This is a genomic window from Variovorax sp. GW821-FHT09D07 (assembly GCF_059416345.1).
Map to the genome: position 1 here is coordinate 340,078 of NZ_JBWKOY010000003.1, position 18,147 is coordinate 358,224.

The following is an 18,147-nucleotide window of genomic DNA, read 5'->3' on the forward strand; positions in this document are numbered from 1 at the left end:
GCGCGGCTAGGCCGCCGGCATCATCTCGCCGCACTGCCAGCACTGCTCGAAGCCGCCTTCGACCTGCTCGCCGCACACGCACAGCCAGCTGCGCTGCGGGCGGTTCTGCAGTTCGTGCAGCAGGCGCTTCGCGAGCTCGTACTGCGATTCGTCGTCGATCCAGATCTCGGGCAGGCACTGGTCGGGCGGCAGCTGGCCCATGACCGCGCCGAGGAATTCGCGCTGCACCGTCGCGGCCACGCCCTCCTCGCGCAAGGCGTGCGCCCACACGGTCGCGATCGCGAGGTTGGGGGCTTGCGCGAGGCGGCGCATGGTCAGGGGGCCCAGTTCTTCTCGTCGTCCGGGTCGAACTCGGGCTCTGCAGTGGTGGGCTCGGCTTCGCGCGCGCGTTCGGCATAGCGGTTGAAGCGCCAAGCCGAGTCTTCCATGGTGATGCGGCGCCAGGTGACGCGCTTCTCGACCGGCGTCATGGCCGGCCAGTACTGCACCTCGTCGAAGGTGCGTCCGCAGCCCTTGCACTCGTCGTCGCCCTGGCTGGTCGAGCAGATCGCGATGCAGGGCGTGTCGGGCGTGCTGTGGTACCAGTCGAGCCAGGCGGCCCAGGCCTTGGCGGGAAAGCCGACCTCGTCGACCTCGTCTTCGTGGTGGAAGACCATGAGCGCGTAGACCTCGGCCAGCGCGCGCAATTCGGGTGCCAGCGTGATGCCGTCGGGCGAGGGAGACTTCTCGCGCCAGTGGTTGATGGCGGCCTCGATGTCGGTGATGTGGATGGCGGCCATGGAGAGTGAAAAAACAGCGAGCGGCGATCATAGTCCCGCAATGTCCCGCCCCTTCTTAGGGCCATAGGCGCTCCCAAAAATGGAGCATCAAATGCCCACTGCATGCGCCCTTCCGGACCTTTGCCTTCAAATGTAAAGAAAACTTTTGGTTGCCTCGGCGCGGTCTTCAATGCTCTAATCCCGCCCACGAAGGGGAGTAGCTCCCGATCGCTGTCCCCGGGCAGCGTGAATCGTCAGGTCGTCAATACGAAGCACAACACTTCCGGCCTGTCGGGCGACACACGCGCGGACGCAGGTCGGCGCGCTTGCTGTTGTCGAGCGAGACCTTCGATTTGAACCTGCGCAGGTTTGGTCGAAGCGTTCGCAAGTCCCCGGTGTCACCCGGCCTTCGCTCCCCCGCTTTCGACCGCACCCGCACAGGGTGAATCGAAACGCATCGGCATGCCGCTGCCCGTCGTGGTCCCCATCAGGGAGCTGCGGGCGTGGCGCCAAGACAAAGAGGAATCTATGGAACAGTTCATGGCCCCGGAATTCTGGGTCGCGGTCGGTCAGATCATCATGATCGACATTCTTTTGGGCGGCGACAACGCCGTCGTCATCGCGCTGGCCTGCCGCAAGCTGCCGCCCGCGCAACGCACCCAGGGCATCCTGTGGGGTACCGCCGGCGCCATCGTGCTGCGCGTGATCCTGATCTTCTTCGCGCTCACGCTGCTCGCGATTCCGTTCCTGAAGCTGGTGGGCGCGATCCTGCTGCTGTGGATCGGCGTGAAACTGCTGGCCCCCGACCATGACGACGCGCACGGCAACATCGCCGGCAGCGACCGCCTCTGGGGCGCCGTGAAGACCGTGATCGTGGCCGACCTGGTCATGAGCGTGGACAACGTGATCGCCATCGCCGGTGCCGCACAAGGCGCGGGCGACGGCCACCAGATGCCGCTGGTGATCTTCGGCCTGCTCGTGAGCATCCCGATCATCGTCTGGGGCAGCCAGCTGGTCATCAAGCTGATGGACCGCTTCCCGATGATCATCACGCTGGGCGGCATGCTGCTGGGCTGGATCGCCGGCACGATGGCCGTGTCCGACCCGGCCCTGGCGAACCCCGCCAACTGGACCTGGGTGCCGAAGGTGCCGCAGACCGACACCATCAAGTACGCCGCCGGCATCATCGGTGCGCTGCTGGTGCTGGCGATCGGCAAGTGGGTGGCTTCGCGCAAGCCGGCCCCCGCCACCCCGGCCCACTGAGCGTTCGTTGAACGATAAACGCCCCGCACTGAAACTTCTTGCATCAATCCGGTCTCTGTCACTCTAACTATCAAAGGAGAGCACTCATGGAAAAGATCATTCTTTACGTCGACGACGCCGTCTATGCCAGCGAGCAGTTCGCCGAACTGGCGCCGGATGCCGACAACGTCGTGGCGCGCCATTGGGTGCTCGTGGCCTGCGCGCCGCGCATGACACACCGGATCAGCAAGTGGGTGAGCCACAGCGCGCGCGAGAACTGGCGCGCCAAGTGGTTCAGCAAGGTGCAGGCGCAGATGCTGCCGCTGCTCGAACGCAACGGCGGCCAGGTGACGGCGGTGCTGGCCAAGGGCCCGCTGACCGACCTGACGCAGCAACTCAAGCGCGAGCACGCGGCCACCCACGTGGTCGATGCGCGCCGCCCGAAGATCGGCGTCGACCTGGAACCGGTCACGCCCGACCAGACCCCGCCCAAGCAATCGGGCTGGGCCTTTCCCGGCGCCGTGATGGGCATGGGCGCGCTGCTGGTGCTGGCCAACGAGCTGGCCGAGTAAGCCTGATCAGGGCCGCACGCCCTCCCGAGCCGACACAAGCCCCGCTGCGGCAACGCAGCGGGGCTTGTTCTTTTGTGCGGGCCCGTGGGGTATCCTGCGGCGCATGCGCATCCTCCTCAAATGGCTGCTCAGCGCCGTGGCGCTGCTCGCGGTCGCCTACCTCTACAGCGGCGTCCAGGTCCAGAGTTTCGGTTCGGCGCTGCTCGCGGCCGCCGTGATCGGCCTGCTCAACATGGTCGTGCGGCCCGTGCTGGTGATCCTGACGCTGCCGGTCACCATCGTCACGCTCGGGCTGTTCCTGTTCGTGATCAACGCCCTGCTGTTCTGGGCCGCATCGGGCCTGCTCGGCGGCTTCCATGTGAACGGCTTCCTCGCCGCGCTGCTGGGCTCGCTGATCTACTCGCTGCTCGGGCTGCTCATCGAGAGCGCGCTGGGCGGGCTGCTGTCCTCCCGGCGCTGAGCGCCGGCCCTCGTCGCTTCACTACTTCAGCGGCGGCTCCTCGGCCTGCTGCTTGACCAGCACGTCGACGGCGCGCGCGCGCGTGTCGATGATCGATGCCTCGTAGTGGTCGATGGGCGCGCCCGACTTGCGGACCAGCTCCTGTGCCGCCTTGAAGCGGTCGCGCGCCGCCGGGTAGTCGAGGATCGCCACGTTGGCCTCGGCGTCGGCACGAATGGCGCGCAGCGTGTCGTTCTGCGCGCCGTACAGATTGGCCAGCGTGCGCCAGGCCGTGGCGTCCCGCGGATGAACGGCCACCCAGTCGCGCAGCACGGGCACCATCGGCGCGGGCTGGCGCTGGGCGATCGCGGCTTCGGCTGCGAGGATCATCTCGGGCCGCTCCTTCGACTTGACGTCGAGCAATGCCGCCGCGCGAGAAGCGCCACCGGCCGCGAGTTCGATCTCGGCCTGCAGCCAGCGCGCCTGCTTGCTCGCGGCCGCATCGTCGGCCGTGCGGGCCACGAGCCGCTCGGCCAGCGCGCGCGCCGCCTTGAAGTCGCGCAGTTCCTTGGCCGCCATCGCCGCCGCGTAGAGCGTGCCCGCCTGCTGGGCTGGTGAACTGCCCGCGAACTCGCCGCTCGAGGCGGCATTGACCCACAGCCGCAGCACGTCGACGCCCGGGCGCGTCAGCACGCGAGCGCGCGAGGCGACCATGGCGTGGTCCATCACCAGCGGCACCGTCGGCGGTGCCGCTTCGGCACGGAACTGGAACCGGCCCTGCATGTCCGAGATGCGCTCGGTCGTCAGCGGGTGGCTGCGCAGGTAGGGGTACGAGCCGTTGTCATTCAGGCGCGAGGCGTACTGCAGCTTCTCGAACATCGCCGCGGCGCCCTGCGGCGCAAAGCCCGCCTGCGTCATCACGCCGAAGCCGATGCGGTCGGCCTCGCGCTCCATGTCGCGCGAGAAGCTCAGCTGGTTCTGCATGAACAGCGCCTGGCTGCCCATGATCACCGCCTGGCCGGCGTCGGAATTGCGGCTCTTGCTGGCCGCGATCATCCCCAAGATCAGGCCGGCGATCATCAGGGGCATCTGCTTGCCCTGCTTGCTCATGATGCGCGAGATGTGGCGCTGCGTGACGTGCGACAGCTCGTGCCCGAGCACCGTCGCCAGCTCGTCGCGGCTGCCGACCGCGGCCAGCAGCCCCAGGTTCAGCCCGAGGTAGCCGCCCGGCAGCGCGAAGGCGTTGATGTTGCGGTCGCGTCCCAGCAGGATGGTCCAGGCGAAGCGCTCGTCGAGCTCGGGCGTGAGCTCGCCGCGCGCGCGCGCAGCGGCCAGCAGCCGCTGCCAGATGTCCTGCACGTAGGCGGCGATCACCGGGTCGTCGATGTAGTCGGTGTCGCGGTACAGCTCGCGCACGATCTGGTCGCCCAGCCGGCGCTCGGCGCTGGCCGTCATCTCGCCGCCGTCACCGAGGCCCGGCAGGATCTGCTGCACCTGCGCCAGCGCGGGGGCCGGCAGCAGCACCTGGGAAGCTATCAAAAAGGTAGCGCACACCGCATGCCGGAGGGGCGTCGGGCGGGTTTTCTTGTGGGGAGAGGGAGTCAAGCGCGGCATTCCTCGTCTGTGGCTCGGGCTCGTATGATGCATCTTCAAAACGAACGTTCACCGATGAGCACCCTCACCCATTTTGACGCCCAGGGCCAGGCCCACATGGTCGACGTGGCGGCCAAGCCCGCCACCCACCGCGTGGCCGTGGCCACCGGCCGCATCGAGATGCAGCCCGCGACGCTGGCGCTGATCGAATCGGGCACCGCCAAGAAGGGCGACGTGCTGGGCATCGCGCGCATCGCCGGCATCCAGGCCGCCAAGAAGACCAGCGACCTGATCCCGCTGTGCCACCCGCTGGCGCTGACCCGCGTGGCCGTGGCCTTCGCGCTCGCCGAGGGCGGCCAGGCGCCGCAGGTGGCCTGCACCGCGACCGTCGAGACCGTCGGCCCGACCGGCGTGGAAATGGAAGCCCTGACCGCCGTGCAGGTCGCGCTGCTCACCATCTACGACATGTGCAAGGCCGTGGACCGGGGGATGCGGATCACCGACGTGCATGTGCTGGAGAAGCACGGCGGGAAGTCGGGCAGCTACGTCGCGACGGCGGGCTGAAATCCAGCGGCTACAGCTCGGGCGCGTCGTCCGGGCGGTTGTCCAGCCAGCGGGCGAACGCGGCTGGAAACGCTACACGGAAGCGCTCGGCCAGCGCTTGCGCTTCGGCATCGCGCCCCAGCAGCTCGGCGCTTTCGATCAACTTCATGATGACGCGCGGCTCGGGCGAAAAATGCAGCACGCGCCCGGCCAGGTCGTGCATGTGCGCGGCATTCACCGGCGTGACGGCTGTCAGCGTCACCTCGGCAAAATCCACCTGGCGTGAAAACAGCCACGAGCCCTGGAGCTTGGCGAGCGTGTCGTCGCGGTAGGCCGGCATGCGGGCGTCGCGCGGCAGGTAGATCTGGCTGATGCGGGTGTAGTCCCAGGCGGCGTAGCCAATGACGACGACCCAGGCCGCGGCGGCTGCGAACGCGGCGAGCTTTCTGCTGTTCGCGTTCGGGCGCTTGGGCGATGCCGGCCACAGGATGCCGAGGCACAGGCCGAACACCAGCTGGAACGGGCCGTACCAGAGCGGGTACTCGAGCAGGCTGTGCACGAGGATGACGCCGAGCAGGCCCCACGCCATCAGCCGCAAGGGGTCGCGCTCGCGCCACGGCTTCGCCGCACCCACTATCCACAGAAAGCCGCCGCAGATGAGCAGCGCCGCCGGAATGCCCAGCTCGACCGCGAGGTGCAGCGGCAGGTTGTGGGCGTTGTCGAGGATCACGGGGAAACGCGGGCTGTTGTACAGCGTGGCGAAGTGCGCGAAGCTGAGTTCGCCCCAGCCCCAGCCGGTGAGGGGGCGCTCGCTGATGAGCGAAAGCACGTTACGCCACAGCGTCACGCGGCTGTCTCCGCCGAGGGCAGCGGGTTCCAGGCGCTGGACCAGGGCGCCAGCTGAAGCAAGGACGTTCGCGCTCCCGCTGGCTGCCAACCGGGGCAGCAACCAGTTCGCGACGAAGTAGAGCGGGAGCATGGACAACAGCGCGAGAGGGTGCGGCAAGCTGAACGGTCCAATCTGGCGCTCCGTACGGCGCTGCCGCCACGCCACAAGGCTTGCCCCGCCAGCAATCAGCACGATTTGCAGCAGACCGGTGCGCGAGCCCGAAGCAGCCGTCGCCACCAGAAGGAGCACGCCGACGCCGCCGACCAGCACTGGCTCGCGCCGCGATTTGCGGGCCGCATGGAGCCACAGCGCAGCCACGAGCCCGAGGCTGATCAGCGTGGCAAATTGGTTGCGCTGGCGCAAGGTACCCCAGGCTCGGCCCACCGTCGGGGAGGTAACCCACGGCAGGAGCGTCTCGGCAAGGTCGAAGTACTGAAGCAGGCCGAGAACGGCGTTGATGACCGCAGCAGCCAGCACGCCCCAGGCCAGCGCCTCCCGGGCGAGGGGCATTCGAACCAGAGCAGCGCCCGTCAAGGCTGACACCCCGATGGCCGCCAGCACGGCGCACGCCAGCAGCCTGGCATCCACGGCGCCTTGGCCCGACAACGCGACGGCGGCGACGCACAAGCCCAGCCAAGCCATCAACCCCCGGGACATCGAGCCGCAAGCCGGAGACAAGAACAAGAACAGCGCAGCACACAGGCCGGAGGCGAACAGTTGCCAAGCGCCGGCAGAGGGACCTGCGACGAATGGGCACAAGAACGGGAACGCCACGAGACACGCACCAAGGACCCGGCTCGCGTGGTCGCGTGAAGGAGATGGGACAGAGGTCGCGACGAAGGTCATTGGAAGCGCCCGTCCTTGACCGCCAAACGCACCTCGGCTCGCCGCATAGCTGACCGCTGGACCCGACAGGCGGCAGGCCGTCGAAGACGGGCGGAATTCTCAATCGCCAACAAATAAAGACAATTATTCACCAATTGTTTCCAAATCTATTCGCTCGTGCATCCGAGCAAGGCGCCGGAACGGGGCCCTCTTTCCGAAAGGTACGACTTTGCAATCGACATCCTCCCACCTGCGTCGCGCCTCCGGTTTCACTCTCATCGAAGTGATGATCACCATAGCCATCATCGGCATCCTGGCGGCCATTGCCATTCCAAGCTATCGCGAATACGTATTGCGCGGCCAGATCGTGGACGCCACCAATGGCCTAGCGACCATGCGCGCCAATATGGAGCGCCACTTTCAGGACAACCGGACCTACGAAACCGTCGGCACCGGCGCCACCGCTGTCACCGCGCCCTGCGCGGTGGATGCATCCAAGCGAAAAGCCGGCACCTTCACGCTGGCCTGCAAGACCGGCACGCCCACCGCTACCACCTATGTGCTCGAGGCCACTGGCAGCGGCAGCACCAGCGGCTTCGTCTACAGAATCGACCAAGCGGACAGCCGCTCGACGACCATCACGGGCGTTTCAGGCTGGAATACCTGTGCCTCCGCCTGGGTGTTGAGGAAGGGGCAATGCTGATGCACACAAGCGGACGGAGCGCCGATCAGCATGGGAACTTAGGCTTCACGTTGATCGAACTCCTAGTCACCGTGACCTTGCTGGCCATTCTCATGATGCTGGCCGCGCCGTCGATGATGGAGTGGGTACGCAACAGCAAAGTGCGGGCCGTCGGTGAGGCGCTTCAGAATGGCCTGCGCGAGGCACAGAGCGAGTCGCTTCGACGCAGCCGCCAAGTCGTCTTCGCGTTGACCGACAGCAAATCCACCTCCGCCAGCCCTGCATTCACGGCAAAGGCTGACGGCAACCATTGGACGGTTCGCGCCCTGCCCTCGATTGCCGGCGAAAGCAGCGCGTTCGTTTCCTCGGGCGTCCTGACCGACGTTGGTGCTGGCGTGACGATCACCGGCCCTGCGGCCGTGTGCTTCAACTCCGTCGGTCGAATGGTGGCCAACGCCAGCACCGCGCTCACGACCCTGACGGGCGGGGAGAGCTGCAGCGTCGACATCGCAACACCGCCCGCCTACGACATCGCGCTCGAAGGCGCCGACCGCCCCTTGCGCGTTCTCGTGACACTCGGCGGGCAGGTGCGCATGTGCGACCCCAAGAAGACGATGTCCGATGCCAATCCTGACGGGTGTCCCGCATGACCATGCCTCGCTACTCGAAACATCAACGGGGCGTGGCCCTGATCGAAGTGTTGATGGCCGTTCTCATTTTTTCGGTCGGCATCTTGGGCCTCGTCGGCTTGCAGTCCCGTGCCATCCAGCTGTCGATGGACACCGAAGACCGCAACCGCGCGGCCTTGCTGGCCAATGAGCTCGTCAACGAGATGTGGTTGCGCCGCGCGCCCACGGTGCCTGCAGACGTCGTGACCGCGTGGAAGGCCAAGGTAGCCGCGACCACCCAGAGCGGACTTCCCGGCGGCGAGGGGGAGTATTCGGTGACCGGACGCCAAGCAGACGTGACCATCAAGTGGCAATCCCCCGGCGCCAGTGCCAAGAGCCAACTCACGACACGGGTGGTGCTGCCATGAAGGGCGCGAACTTGGATGGTCGCCGGCGCAACGGCGGCGTCACGCTGATTGAGCTTCTGGTCGCCATGGCCATCGGTTTGGTGGTCACGCTGGCGGTAACCAGCATGGTCATCGTGGGCGAAAGCCAGAAGCGCAGCACCACTTCTGTCAACGACGCCAACCAATCAGGCAACTACGCCGCCTATGTGCTGGACCGCGCGCTGCGCAGCGCGGGCTCGGGCTTCACGCAGGCATGGGACCTGGGCGTCTTTGGCTGTCGGCTGAATATCAAGCGCGACGACAGCACTGCCGTCTTACCCCGTACCACGGCATTTCCTGCGCCGTTTGCGGGCTTTCCCCAGACAGTGCGCGTCGCCCCCGTGCTGATCTACCGCCCCGCTTCGGGCTCCGACGTGCTGATGGTCATGAGCGGCAACTCGTCGGCCGGCGACATTGCACGCCCGGTGCTTTCTGCGGGTAGTGCGTCCAACAAGCTGCGACTGGACAACACCATCGGACTGCGAGAAGGCGACATCGGCCTGCTCAGCCGCAGCGGCACCGACGACTGCCTTGTTCAGCAAGTGCACGCCAATCCGGCGTTCGCCGATTCATCCGGCAACGACAACCTGCCGCTGGGCGGCACTTACTACACCACGAGCGGTGCGGACACCAGTCTGGCCACCCTCATCGCAGGTGGCACGGCCTTCTTCACGCCCATCGGCAACCTGCCCGCGGACAACCTGCAATTGCGGATGTTCGGCGTTAACGCCGATCGAACGCTGGTGAGCTACGACCTCATGCAAACCGCGGGAGGCGACACCGCAGCCAAACGCGATGAACAGGCACAGCAGGGCATTGCCGATGGCGTTGTCGCACTGCGTGCCGTCTACGCCATCGACAAGAACGAAGACGGCAACTTCGACCTAACGAACGATGCCTGGGTGGCGCCCGACGATGCGGCCTACAACATCACACAGATGATGAGTACGCCCGCCAAGGTCCGCCGCATTCTGGCGGTCCGTGTGGCCATGGTGCTGAGAAGCACCAACTACGAAAAGGACGTCGTGTCGAAAAGCAGCTTGACGCTGTTCGACGACCTGCCCGACACGCTCAACGAGTCGTACGCGATCTCCGGAGACGGCCTGCATTTCCGCCACCGCGTGGTGGAGTTCACCGTGCCGCTTCGCAACATGCTCCTGCTGCCTACATCATGATGATGAGAAATCGATCGTTCCCGCGCCGCTCACGCCAACGCGGTGTGGTTTTGCTCTTCGCGCTGGTCGTGCTGGTCATCCTGCTCGCAGGCGGCGTGGCTGTGATTCGCTCCATGAACACCTCGCTCGCCAGCGCGGGCAATCTTGCCTTCAAGCGTGACTTGGTCAATCAAGGCGAACAGGCCATCGCCACGGTGTTGAACACATTCAGCGGCAGTGGCGCATTGACTGCGGCAGCCACCCGCAACAGCAATCTGAAATCGGCGAATTACAGCGCGACGACGCTCGCAACCAATGACCGGGGTGTGCCCACTGCACTGCTGAGCGACTCAGTGTTCGATACCGTCGGCGTGGCCTCCAACGACATCGAGAACACCGACGCGAAGGTCAAGATCCGCTACGTGATCGACCGCCTGTGCAATGCAGCCTCGTCACCCGGCACGCAAGGCCCAGGGGGTTGCGTTTTTCCGCCCGCGGCGAATGACGTTCGCGGCGGCAGCAGCCAGGAAATGGGAACGCGCCTCCCGCCACCTCCTTCGACGACCTATCGCTTGAGCATGCGCGTGACCGGCCCCCGCGACACGCAAGTGTTCCTGCAAGCCTCTTTCGCCAGGCCTGAACAATAACCAGCCCCGGGACCCCTTCATGATTGCCTTGACTCGATACCCCCGGCTGCGCGCCCTCTCGTGCAGCGTACTGGCACTGGCGCTTGTCACCACCCATCTGCCAGCCATCTCGGCGACGGCACTGGCAAACCAGCCGATCTTTTCCACGTCGGAAGTGCCCGGCAACCTGGCACTCAGCCTGTCGGTGGAGTACCCCACCGCAACGCGCGTTGCGCATGTCGCCGACTACACCAGCACGCGGAACTTCCTGGGCTACTTCGATCCTTTGAAGTGCTACGAGTACAAGAAGAACACCACCCAGGTGACGACCGATGGCGGCACTGTGATTCCCCTCGACAAGGGTGACTCCAGCTATTTCCAGCCCGTGAGCGTCACCACGAACCGGATCTGCAATGGAAAGTGGAGCGGCAACTTTCTCAACTGGGCGACCCTCACGGCCATCGATCCCTTCCGCTGGGCGATGACGGGTGGACGCCGCGTCGTGGACACGCCGACCGAGACCATCGTCGAAAAGGGTTGGCATTCCGGCCAAGGCAGCTATTTCCCGGAGCGCAATCAGGACGCCCGTACCGAGGGTCGGCTGCCGTTGACCGAGGCTGCCGGCGCGACACCCTTCGCGAATGCCAAGACGATGCGGGTCATCGTCAACGGCCGGGGCTTCGCCATGCAGTTGGTCACGACCAATGGTGTGCGCGGGCAGTACTACGCGGGCGTGAGCCAGACCCCGACACCCGACACGCTCCGGTGGACAAACAGCAACGACACGATCGACAACAGCTGGGGTAGCAAGACCGGCCCCGGAAACAGCGTACCGAATGACAATTTCACCGCGATCTACACCTACTCGGGTATTGCCCCCGCCACGGGGACCTATAAGTTCCAGACGTACGCCGACGACGGCGTAGTGCTAAAGGTCAACGGCACCTTGTTGATCGATGACTGGACTTCACACGGCGCCGAAAATCGCGAAGGGACTATCAGTCTTGTCGCCGGCCAGAGCTACGATCTGGAGCTCAAGTATTTTGATCAGACTGGCTCGGCCGTGATTCGCCTCAATTGGCAGCCGCCTGGGCAGAACAACTACTCGCTGTTTTCTTCCGCGGTGGGCGCAGCCTCGACGCAGAACTACACCATGCGCGCGAAGGTCTGCGATGCTACCGTGGGCCTCGAAGCCAACTGCAAGCAGTACCGCGACGGATGGAAGCCGGAGGGTTTGATCCAGCAGTACGCAGACAAGATGCGCTTCAGCGCCCTGGGCTACCTGAACGACAGCAATGAATACCGCGATGGCGGTGTGCTGCGCGCGCGCCAGAAATTCGTGGGGCCGACCCACCCTGAGCCGGGCCAAGCTCCGAGAGACAACACCAACAAGGAATGGGCGGCCGACACAGGCCAAATGGTACGCAACCCGGATGCTGCGGACGCCACGGCCACAACCGCTGCCAGCGCGACTGAAGTGACCGAACGCGTGACCATTGCCGACAGTGGGGTGATGAACTACCTCAACAAGTTCGGCCAGCTCATACCGGGCGACTACAAGGGCATCGACCCCGTCAACGAACTGTATTACGCCGCCTTGCGGTATTTCCGTGGCTTGGAGAGTGTGCCGTCGTGGACCTCCATGGCTGGCGCCAGCAAGGCCACGAAGACGACCTACCTGGATGGTTTTCCGGCGATCACCGACTGGAGGGCTGCAGACCCCGTCCAGTACAGCTGCCAACGCAATTTCGTTCTGGGCATCGGCGATATCTACACCCATCGGGACAAGAACGTCCCGGGCAACTCGCTGACAGACCATGAGCCAACCATGCCCACAGAGGTAAGCGCGGACACCATGTTCGACGCAGTCAAATCGACGAACAATGCCAAATTTCTGCAGGGTATGGGAACCGGCAAGGCGACCGCCGCTACGGGTTCGAGCTACTCGACCGACTACATGGCCGGCTTGGCCTTCGAGGCCAATACCAAGGACATTCGCCCTGATCTGATCGGCAAGCAGACCGTACAGACCTATTGGGTCGACGTTCTGGAACAGCCCTTCTCCCGGAATAACAAGTTCTACCTGGCCGCGAAGTTCGGTGGTCTGAACCAGAAGAAATTGCCAGCCGATTTCGATCCTTACACCTTCGCCGGGACCATCCCGCTGGACTGGTGGTCGACAAGTGGCGACACCCTGACGGACGCTCGAAACACCCCGGTGACAGTGCCTCGTCCCGACAACTACTTCGCCGCAGGACAACCCGACACCATGGTGGCGGGCCTGAAGCAGGCGTTTGAGCGGATCTCGAACGAGATCTCGGCCTATACCACCTCGTTCTCGCTCTCGAGCGCGCAGGTGTCGTCCACTGGCGCAGCCTCCTATGCGGCCCAATACGACTCGAAGAACTGGACCGGTCTTCTCAGCGCCAGCCGGCTCACTTTCGATAGCAGCGGCAACCCCTCTGCAACCTTGGTCTGGGAAAGCAAGACCAAGCTCGAAGCGCAGCTCGCTGGCACCGGATGGAACGACAGCCGCAACATCGTGACGCGCGGCGCCACCGCCGGCGTGCCCTTCCGCTATGCCAGCCTGTCGGCCGACCAACAGGCGCTGCTGAACACCAGCTACGTCACCGGCAACGACGCGGAGAACTACGTCAACTGGCTGCGCGGGGACCGTGCCAACGAGCGCACCTCCACCGACGCCAGCAAGGCTTACCGGCAGCGCGACCTGCTGCTGGGAGATATCGTGAACGCCAAGGTAACACCGGCGGGCCCTCCGGCGCTTCCCTATTCCGATTCGGTCAATCCTGGCTACGCCGCCTTCAAGACGACCTGGAGGAATCGACCGGTGATGGTGTATGCCGGCGCAAACGACGGCATGGTCCATGCCTTCAACGGTGCGCTGACCGGCACAGATGCCGGCAAGGAACAATTCGCTTATGTGCCGAGCTTCCTCTTTGCGAAGGCCGCCTCCAGCGATGCGGACGGATTGCTGTCGCAACTGGGCAACCCGTACTACCAGCACCGCTTCTTCGTCGATGCCACGCCTTCCACTTTCGACATCGATTTCAATAGCGCCGGCGGCACTTTCACCACGACGAGCGCGGCCACTTCTGATTGGCGCACCATCCTGATCGGTGGACTGGGCAAAGGGGGCAAGGGCTTCTACGCTCTCGACGTGACCAACCCGGCAGGCATGAACACCGAGACCAACGTCGCGTCCAAGGTGCTCTGGGAATTCACCGATGCCGACATGGGCTACAGCTTCGGCGCACCCGTGGTCGTCAAGACGCGAAAGCACGGCTGGGTGGTGATCTTCACCAGCGGCTACAACGGCGGCGGAACGAGCAGCCACCTCTACATCGTGAACCCGACCAACGGCCAGCTCATCCAGAAGATCAGTACCCCGACGGCTTCTGAAGGCATGGCACAGGCGTCGGCTTATGTGCAGGACTTTTCGGATGGCACCGCCGATGCCGTGTATGCGGGAGATCTCAACGGACAGCTCTGGCGCTTTGATCTCACCGCTGCCAAAACCGCCACAACCTCCTACCCCGCCCCCACCCTCATTGCCAACCTCACCGATGGCGCGACGACACCACAAGCGCAGCCGATCACCACGCAGCCGTTGATCGAGATCCAGCCATTGACGAAAAAGCGCTACGTGCTGCTGGGCACCGGCCGCTTGCTCGATGCCAGCGACATTCAGTCCGCTCAAGAGCAGAGCTACTACGCCCTCATCGACGGCACAGCCAACGCGTTCACGCCGGTCAGCACTGGCAACTTCCCCATCGCACGCAGCAACCTGCAGGCGGTGACCGACTTGACGCAAGGCATTGCGCTGACGGCGACCAGCCGCGGCTGGTACACCGACCTGGGTGTGACCAACAGAGTGGGCTGGCGCGCAGTCAATGCGTCGACCTCGTACAGCGGCGTGGTGGCGTTCTCCACGCTGCAGACCGCAGGCGATGCCTGCGCCCCCTCGGGTACCAGCCGCGTCTATGCAATCGACTTCGGTACGGGCAGATCGGCGTTGGTGGACGCCAACGGCAACCTCATTGCATATGCGGCAGCGGGTGCGGCGGTGAACGACGTGCGGTTCCTTGGCGTCGATGGTTCCACGCGGCTTGTCAGCGGGGATGTGAAGGGGAACATGCAGAACAACCCCATCAAATTGCCTGGAGCTTTGGGGTTGCGGCTACTCAATTGGCGGGAGGTGCCGACCGTGGATTGATGGAGTGGTGCAAGAGGTCGCGCGCATGGCCTCGATAAATCCCAGCTGGCTGCAGCAAGACACGGCGGCCAGGAGTTGATCTCGCTGAGCGCCATGCGCTCCTCAACCGCGACTCGACGTGTGACGCTGGTGCTGGGTGGTCCCGGGAGTCATGCCTCCAGCCATGCATGCTCAGCGGTGAATGAGTCCTTTAGTCAGCGCTGGGTTCTGTTGCCAATTGGCGCGGCACCCTGATGCTGACGTACGGCACGGCTGTCTCGTCGAACTGCTCTCGCGATTGAGCGTCGAAGAACTTGGGCGAGTGATCACCGACAAGAACTACCTGAAGACCAGGGATGGGGGCATGCTCCAATTGGGCTTTGAGCACGTGCATGAAGTCGTACAGCAGTGCAGCATGGGCACAACGCGCTCCATCGAGCTTGAGGAAAGGGCACACCTGATCTTTCACTTTCGGATTGCTAAGATCCGACTCGCGATAGGGTGTATGGGAATTGAGGGTCATCCAGTAGGTGAACTGCTTGCCGTTGCGTCGCAGGCTGTCTACTACGCGCGGAGCGATGCTGTAATCACAAACCCCAGGAATGTTGGCGCACATCGAACTCCCGAGCATCAACTGCTGCATGAAGTAGCTGTGCTCAAAGCCAATTTCTGGATACCACTGATCGCGGCGATACATCTTCGATGAAGCGCCATGAAACGCTTGCGTTTGCCAGCCTTGGCTTTGTAGTTGACGAGGAAGGCAGTCGTTGGCTTGAGGAACCACGTCAATCCGAAGCGTATGCGGGAACAGCCCACACAATTCCCGGAACTCGCCTTGCAGGGTTGCCCCCATGAACTCCAGCCTTCCACCTTCGTGTGCCCACGCGGGGGAGTTCCATAGGTCCTGCCAGAACTGGTTTTCTGCCTTGTCGTGGGCAAGCCCCCAGGACTCCACAACAATCACAAGCAGCTTGTCTGGAGGTACGTCATTGCCCAGCACCTTCTTGACGGCCGACCTGTCAGCGCCCAGCTTGACGAACTTGCCCAGGTCGTCCGCATATCCTTCCTCGTAGAAAGAAAAGGTGTCACGGAGGAATTGGCTGTCCAGCACCCACGAACCTGCCAGCTTGGTCGTGCGGACCCCATAGATCTTGCCTTCGCTGTGCTCAAAGCCATTGCGCGTCGGCCATAGCAGTGCAAGGCCGAGCAACGCGATCACCCAAAGCAGCATCCCATGGCCCGGGGACGCTCGCTGGTGGACCTGCACGCACAGTCCCCCCCATAGCAACAGGACAAACAGTCCCGCAATGCCGGCCATGATCCAGGTCACGTTCGTGTGCGGGATGTAGCTCAGCAAATCCAACACATCGGCATAGCTGGACGATAGATTGATTTGGGCGAATATGAACAGGAAATCTGCCGACCAAAGCAGCGCTAATCCAAGTGCGAAAAGCCAAGGCCGGCCACGAGTCAACGCGACCAGCACCAGAAATTCCGCCCAGAACCACGGCCTGTAGAGCTGGAGCCATTGCGCAGCCACCACGCCTGGCAGCATAGGCAGGAGCAGTGCAAGCAGTTGCATCAAGCCGACTGCCTTCACGATGAAAAATGGGCGTCGTTGCATCCTCAATGGAAGCCTTTGAGAAAAGCCCGTTCGATAAATTCGGAAGCACGCAATGGCTGCCCGACGTCACCAGCGCCCAGCCACACAATGAAGTTCCCGGCGTCATCGGACAAGAAAAGAGCCGACATGCCGTACAGATAGCCTCGCTGTAGCCAGACCTGATGGTCACCGACACGGCGCCGCTCAAGAAATCCATCTTGGCAACTCTCGGGCACGGTTTCGTTGCAGGGGATGCTGGAGTCATGCATGCCGCGCGAACGGTCCAGCAGTGGGCGATTGTCAGCAATGAAGCGCGCCAGTCCTTCTGCACTGCCTGTCATGCCCATCGGAGCACGAAGCGCTTGCCAGTCGAAATGCTCGACAAACTCTGGCCCGTGCAACTCGTTGTGCATGAAGTTGTATGCGAGCGGCGAGTCCGCTTGGTCCATGTAGCCGATGCCGTATTGCGACAAGCGCATGTCCTGCTCGAGCGCGCTCCATAAGCTGCGGCCCGCGTGCCGTTCATAAGCGACTGCAGCCAAACAGTAGCCCAAGTTCGAATAGGCATGGCGAGAGCCCGGCGTGAATTGAAGCTGCGCCTGTGCCAGCTCTTGCACCTGGCCGGGACACCAAGGCTTCTTGTCGTTGATGACCATCGGGTCCTCGGCGCGCATGCGGTCGAAGCCGGCGGAATGATTCAGGAGATGGCGGACCTGTATCTGCGCAATGTGCGGGTCTCGAAAAGGAGGACCCAGGTCCAGCACGGCTGCCAGCGGCTGGTTCAGCCAATCTGCTTGACCATGGACCACGCCAAAGAAGGTGACGATCTTTGACAAGCTGGCCAAGCGAAAGCTGGAGCCAGTTGCCACGCGTTGGCTGATAAGGGGATAGCGCTCCCAACCGTTGACACATCCTGATCGACTACCAGCCTTGTCCACGAACACGAGTTGATTTGCCGGAGAGTCAAGCCGGGTGGGCAACTGGCGGGCCAACTCTTGAAGCCAACTGGGAGTATGGGCATCGCATCGAGTCGAAAGTGCGGACAAATGCCCTGTGATTGGATAAGCCCAGCGTCTGACCATGTTGCGATCTGTCTCCCATGCGAACCAGGGGAGAAAGATCGCACTGATGAGCACGACGTAAAGACAGATGCGAGTCTTTTTACGCATGACGTGAAAAGAGCGCCCTAAAGGGCGCTCTTTCATTTGCTAGATCGAAAGCGAGGTAGTGTTACGGAGTAGTGCCGCTGCCGCCACCGGTGCCGCCGCCGCTGGTAGCAGCCGTGCTGGACGAGCAGCCAGCGGGGCGGTACTTCGACTCAACGGTGGTCGAGCAAGACCACGTGCCCGAAGCAGAGAGGCGCGTCCAGGTCAGCGTCTTCCCGGTGATTGCCGCAGCTGCATTGCCGCCAAAAGTGGCCACGAGTGCACCGTTGTTCGTGGCAGTGCCAAGGTCGGCGGTAAGGCCCGTGCTAATCGTGACTGCGGCGCCCAGCAGATTGCTCGCGGTCGAGCCTAGATTGCACTGGACATTGGTAGGTGTTGCGGTCGAGAGAACAGGCGTGAGCTTGCCATCAAGAATGCAAGCCTCTGCCGCAGTGCGCAGCGAGGCGACTTCAGACATGACGCGCGCAACTTGCGATTTGGCAACGTACGTCTGGTACTGCGGAATGGCAATGGCAGCCAAGATACCAATGATCGCCACAACGATCATCAGTTCGATCAGGGTGAAACCCTTTTGCACATTGCGTGCGATAGAACGACGGTTCATTCATTAACTCCAGGTTGGTTTGTAGAGCCCGGGAACCAGCCCGGAGCGAGGAACCTTCCGCAGCATCCGTGCCACCCGGTTTCCCCACTCTGCAACCCTCGATCGGGCCGTCTTTGGTCACAAGATGGTTACATGATGTGACACAACTCGCACTCAGATGCCAATTGTGTCGACAAATTTGTCA

17 protein-coding genes are annotated in these 18,147 nt (G+C 63.6%); 10 read left to right on the top strand and 7 right to left on the bottom strand.

The features are described from left to right. Positions 1–6: 6 nt before the first annotated feature. Together AC07OX_RS13015 and AC07OX_RS13020 are read right to left on the bottom strand one after the other, a co-directional pair. Complete coding sequence (locus tag AC07OX_RS13015) at positions 7–312, bottom strand: putative signal transducing protein (protein WP_062475276.1); 306 nt, start codon at positions 310–312, stop codon at positions 7–9. Positions 313–314: 2 nt separating this feature from the next. After that, positions 315–779 carry a DUF3717 domain-containing protein gene (locus AC07OX_RS13020; protein WP_495261348.1) on the bottom strand — a complete coding sequence of 155 codons (465 nt, stop codon included), beginning with the start codon at positions 777–779 and terminating at the stop codon, positions 315–317. Positions 780–1,286: 507 nt separating this feature from the next. Here AC07OX_RS13020 and AC07OX_RS13025 point away from each other — a divergent pair. The 3 genes from AC07OX_RS13025 to AC07OX_RS13035 all read left to right on the top strand — a co-directional run bounded on the left by AC07OX_RS13025 (position 1,287) and on the right by AC07OX_RS13035 (position 3,032). Further along, positions 1,287–2,021, top strand: a complete 735-nt coding sequence (locus AC07OX_RS13025; protein WP_062475282.1) for a TerC family protein — start codon at positions 1,287–1,289, stop codon at positions 2,019–2,021. Positions 2,022–2,107: 86 nt separating this feature from the next. Then, positions 2,108–2,572, top strand: a complete 465-nt coding sequence (locus AC07OX_RS13030; protein WP_062475284.1) for a hypothetical protein — start codon at positions 2,108–2,110, stop codon at positions 2,570–2,572. 103 nt (positions 2,573–2,675) lie between these two features. Further along, positions 2,676–3,032, top strand: coding sequence for a phage holin family protein (locus AC07OX_RS13035; protein WP_095747298.1), 357 nt, complete (start codon positions 2,676–2,678; stop codon positions 3,030–3,032). A 21-nt stretch (positions 3,033–3,053) separates the two neighbouring features. Here AC07OX_RS13035 and AC07OX_RS13040 read toward each other — a convergent pair whose 3' ends face one another. Continuing rightward, complete coding sequence (locus AC07OX_RS13040; RefSeq protein ID WP_495261347.1) at positions 3,054–4,625, bottom strand: M48 family metalloprotease; 1,572 nt, start codon at positions 4,623–4,625, stop codon at positions 3,054–3,056. A 54-nt stretch (positions 4,626–4,679) separates the two neighbouring features. Between AC07OX_RS13040 and moaC the strand changes: the two genes are divergently transcribed. Then, positions 4,680–5,168, top strand: a complete 489-nt coding sequence (moaC, locus tag AC07OX_RS13045; RefSeq protein WP_062475294.1) for a cyclic pyranopterin monophosphate synthase MoaC — start codon at positions 4,680–4,682, stop codon at positions 5,166–5,168. 10 nt (positions 5,169–5,178) lie between these two features. Here moaC and AC07OX_RS13050 read toward each other — a convergent pair whose 3' ends face one another. Beyond that, entirely contained in the window at positions 5,179–6,882 is a 1,704-nt protein-coding gene (locus tag AC07OX_RS13050) for a PglL family O-oligosaccharyltransferase (RefSeq protein ID WP_495261346.1), read from the bottom strand. A gap of 208 nt (positions 6,883–7,090) precedes the next feature. On the opposite strand from AC07OX_RS13050, the gene AC07OX_RS13055 reads away from it, so the two are divergent. Genes AC07OX_RS13055 through AC07OX_RS13080 form a run of 6 tightly spaced genes read left to right on the top strand, consistent with a single transcriptional unit; the run spans position 7,091 to position 14,611 of the window. Then, a complete protein-coding gene (locus AC07OX_RS13055; RefSeq protein ID WP_492687056.1) occupies positions 7,091–7,564 on the top strand; it encodes a type IV pilin protein in 474 nt (157 codons plus the stop codon). After that, positions 7,558–8,193, top strand: coding sequence for a prepilin-type N-terminal cleavage/methylation domain-containing protein (locus AC07OX_RS13060; RefSeq protein WP_492687057.1), 636 nt, complete (start codon positions 7,558–7,560; stop codon positions 8,191–8,193). Before AC07OX_RS13055 ends, AC07OX_RS13060 begins: the two co-directional genes overlap by 7 nt. Continuing rightward, a complete protein-coding gene (pilV, locus tag AC07OX_RS13065; RefSeq protein ID WP_139705083.1) occupies positions 8,190–8,579 on the top strand; it encodes a type IV pilus modification protein PilV in 390 nt (129 codons plus the stop codon). The genes AC07OX_RS13060 and pilV overlap by 4 nt, the downstream gene beginning before the upstream one ends. Continuing rightward, positions 8,576–9,772, top strand: coding sequence for a PilW family protein (locus AC07OX_RS13070; RefSeq protein ID WP_495261345.1), 1,197 nt, complete (start codon positions 8,576–8,578; stop codon positions 9,770–9,772). Before pilV ends, AC07OX_RS13070 begins: the two co-directional genes overlap by 4 nt. A 2-nt stretch (positions 9,773–9,774) precedes the next feature. After that, entirely contained in the window at positions 9,775–10,398 is a 624-nt protein-coding gene (locus tag AC07OX_RS13075; RefSeq protein ID WP_495273857.1) for a pilus assembly PilX family protein, read from the top strand. Between the two features lie 19 nt (positions 10,399–10,417). Beyond that, complete coding sequence (locus AC07OX_RS13080) at positions 10,418–14,611, top strand: PilC/PilY family type IV pilus protein (RefSeq protein WP_495261343.1); 4,194 nt, start codon at positions 10,418–10,420, stop codon at positions 14,609–14,611. A 190-nt stretch (positions 14,612–14,801) separates the two neighbouring features. Here AC07OX_RS13080 and AC07OX_RS13085 read toward each other — a convergent pair whose 3' ends face one another. The 3 genes from AC07OX_RS13085 to AC07OX_RS13095 are packed head-to-tail and all read right to left on the bottom strand — an operon-like array spanning position 14,802 to position 17,963. Next, positions 14,802–16,214, bottom strand: a complete 1,413-nt coding sequence (locus tag AC07OX_RS13085; RefSeq protein WP_495261342.1) for a sulfatase-like hydrolase/transferase — start codon at positions 16,212–16,214, stop codon at positions 14,802–14,804. 2 nt (positions 16,215–16,216) lie between these two features. After that, on the bottom strand, positions 16,217–17,398 hold the full coding sequence (locus AC07OX_RS13090; protein ID WP_492687062.1) for a serine hydrolase domain-containing protein: 1,182 nt from the start codon (positions 17,396–17,398) through the stop codon (positions 16,217–16,219). Between the two features lie 25 nt (positions 17,399–17,423). Beyond that, on the bottom strand, positions 17,424–17,963 hold the full coding sequence (locus AC07OX_RS13095; protein WP_492687063.1) for a pilin: 540 nt from the start codon (positions 17,961–17,963) through the stop codon (positions 17,424–17,426). Positions 17,964–18,147: the final 184 nt, after the last annotated feature.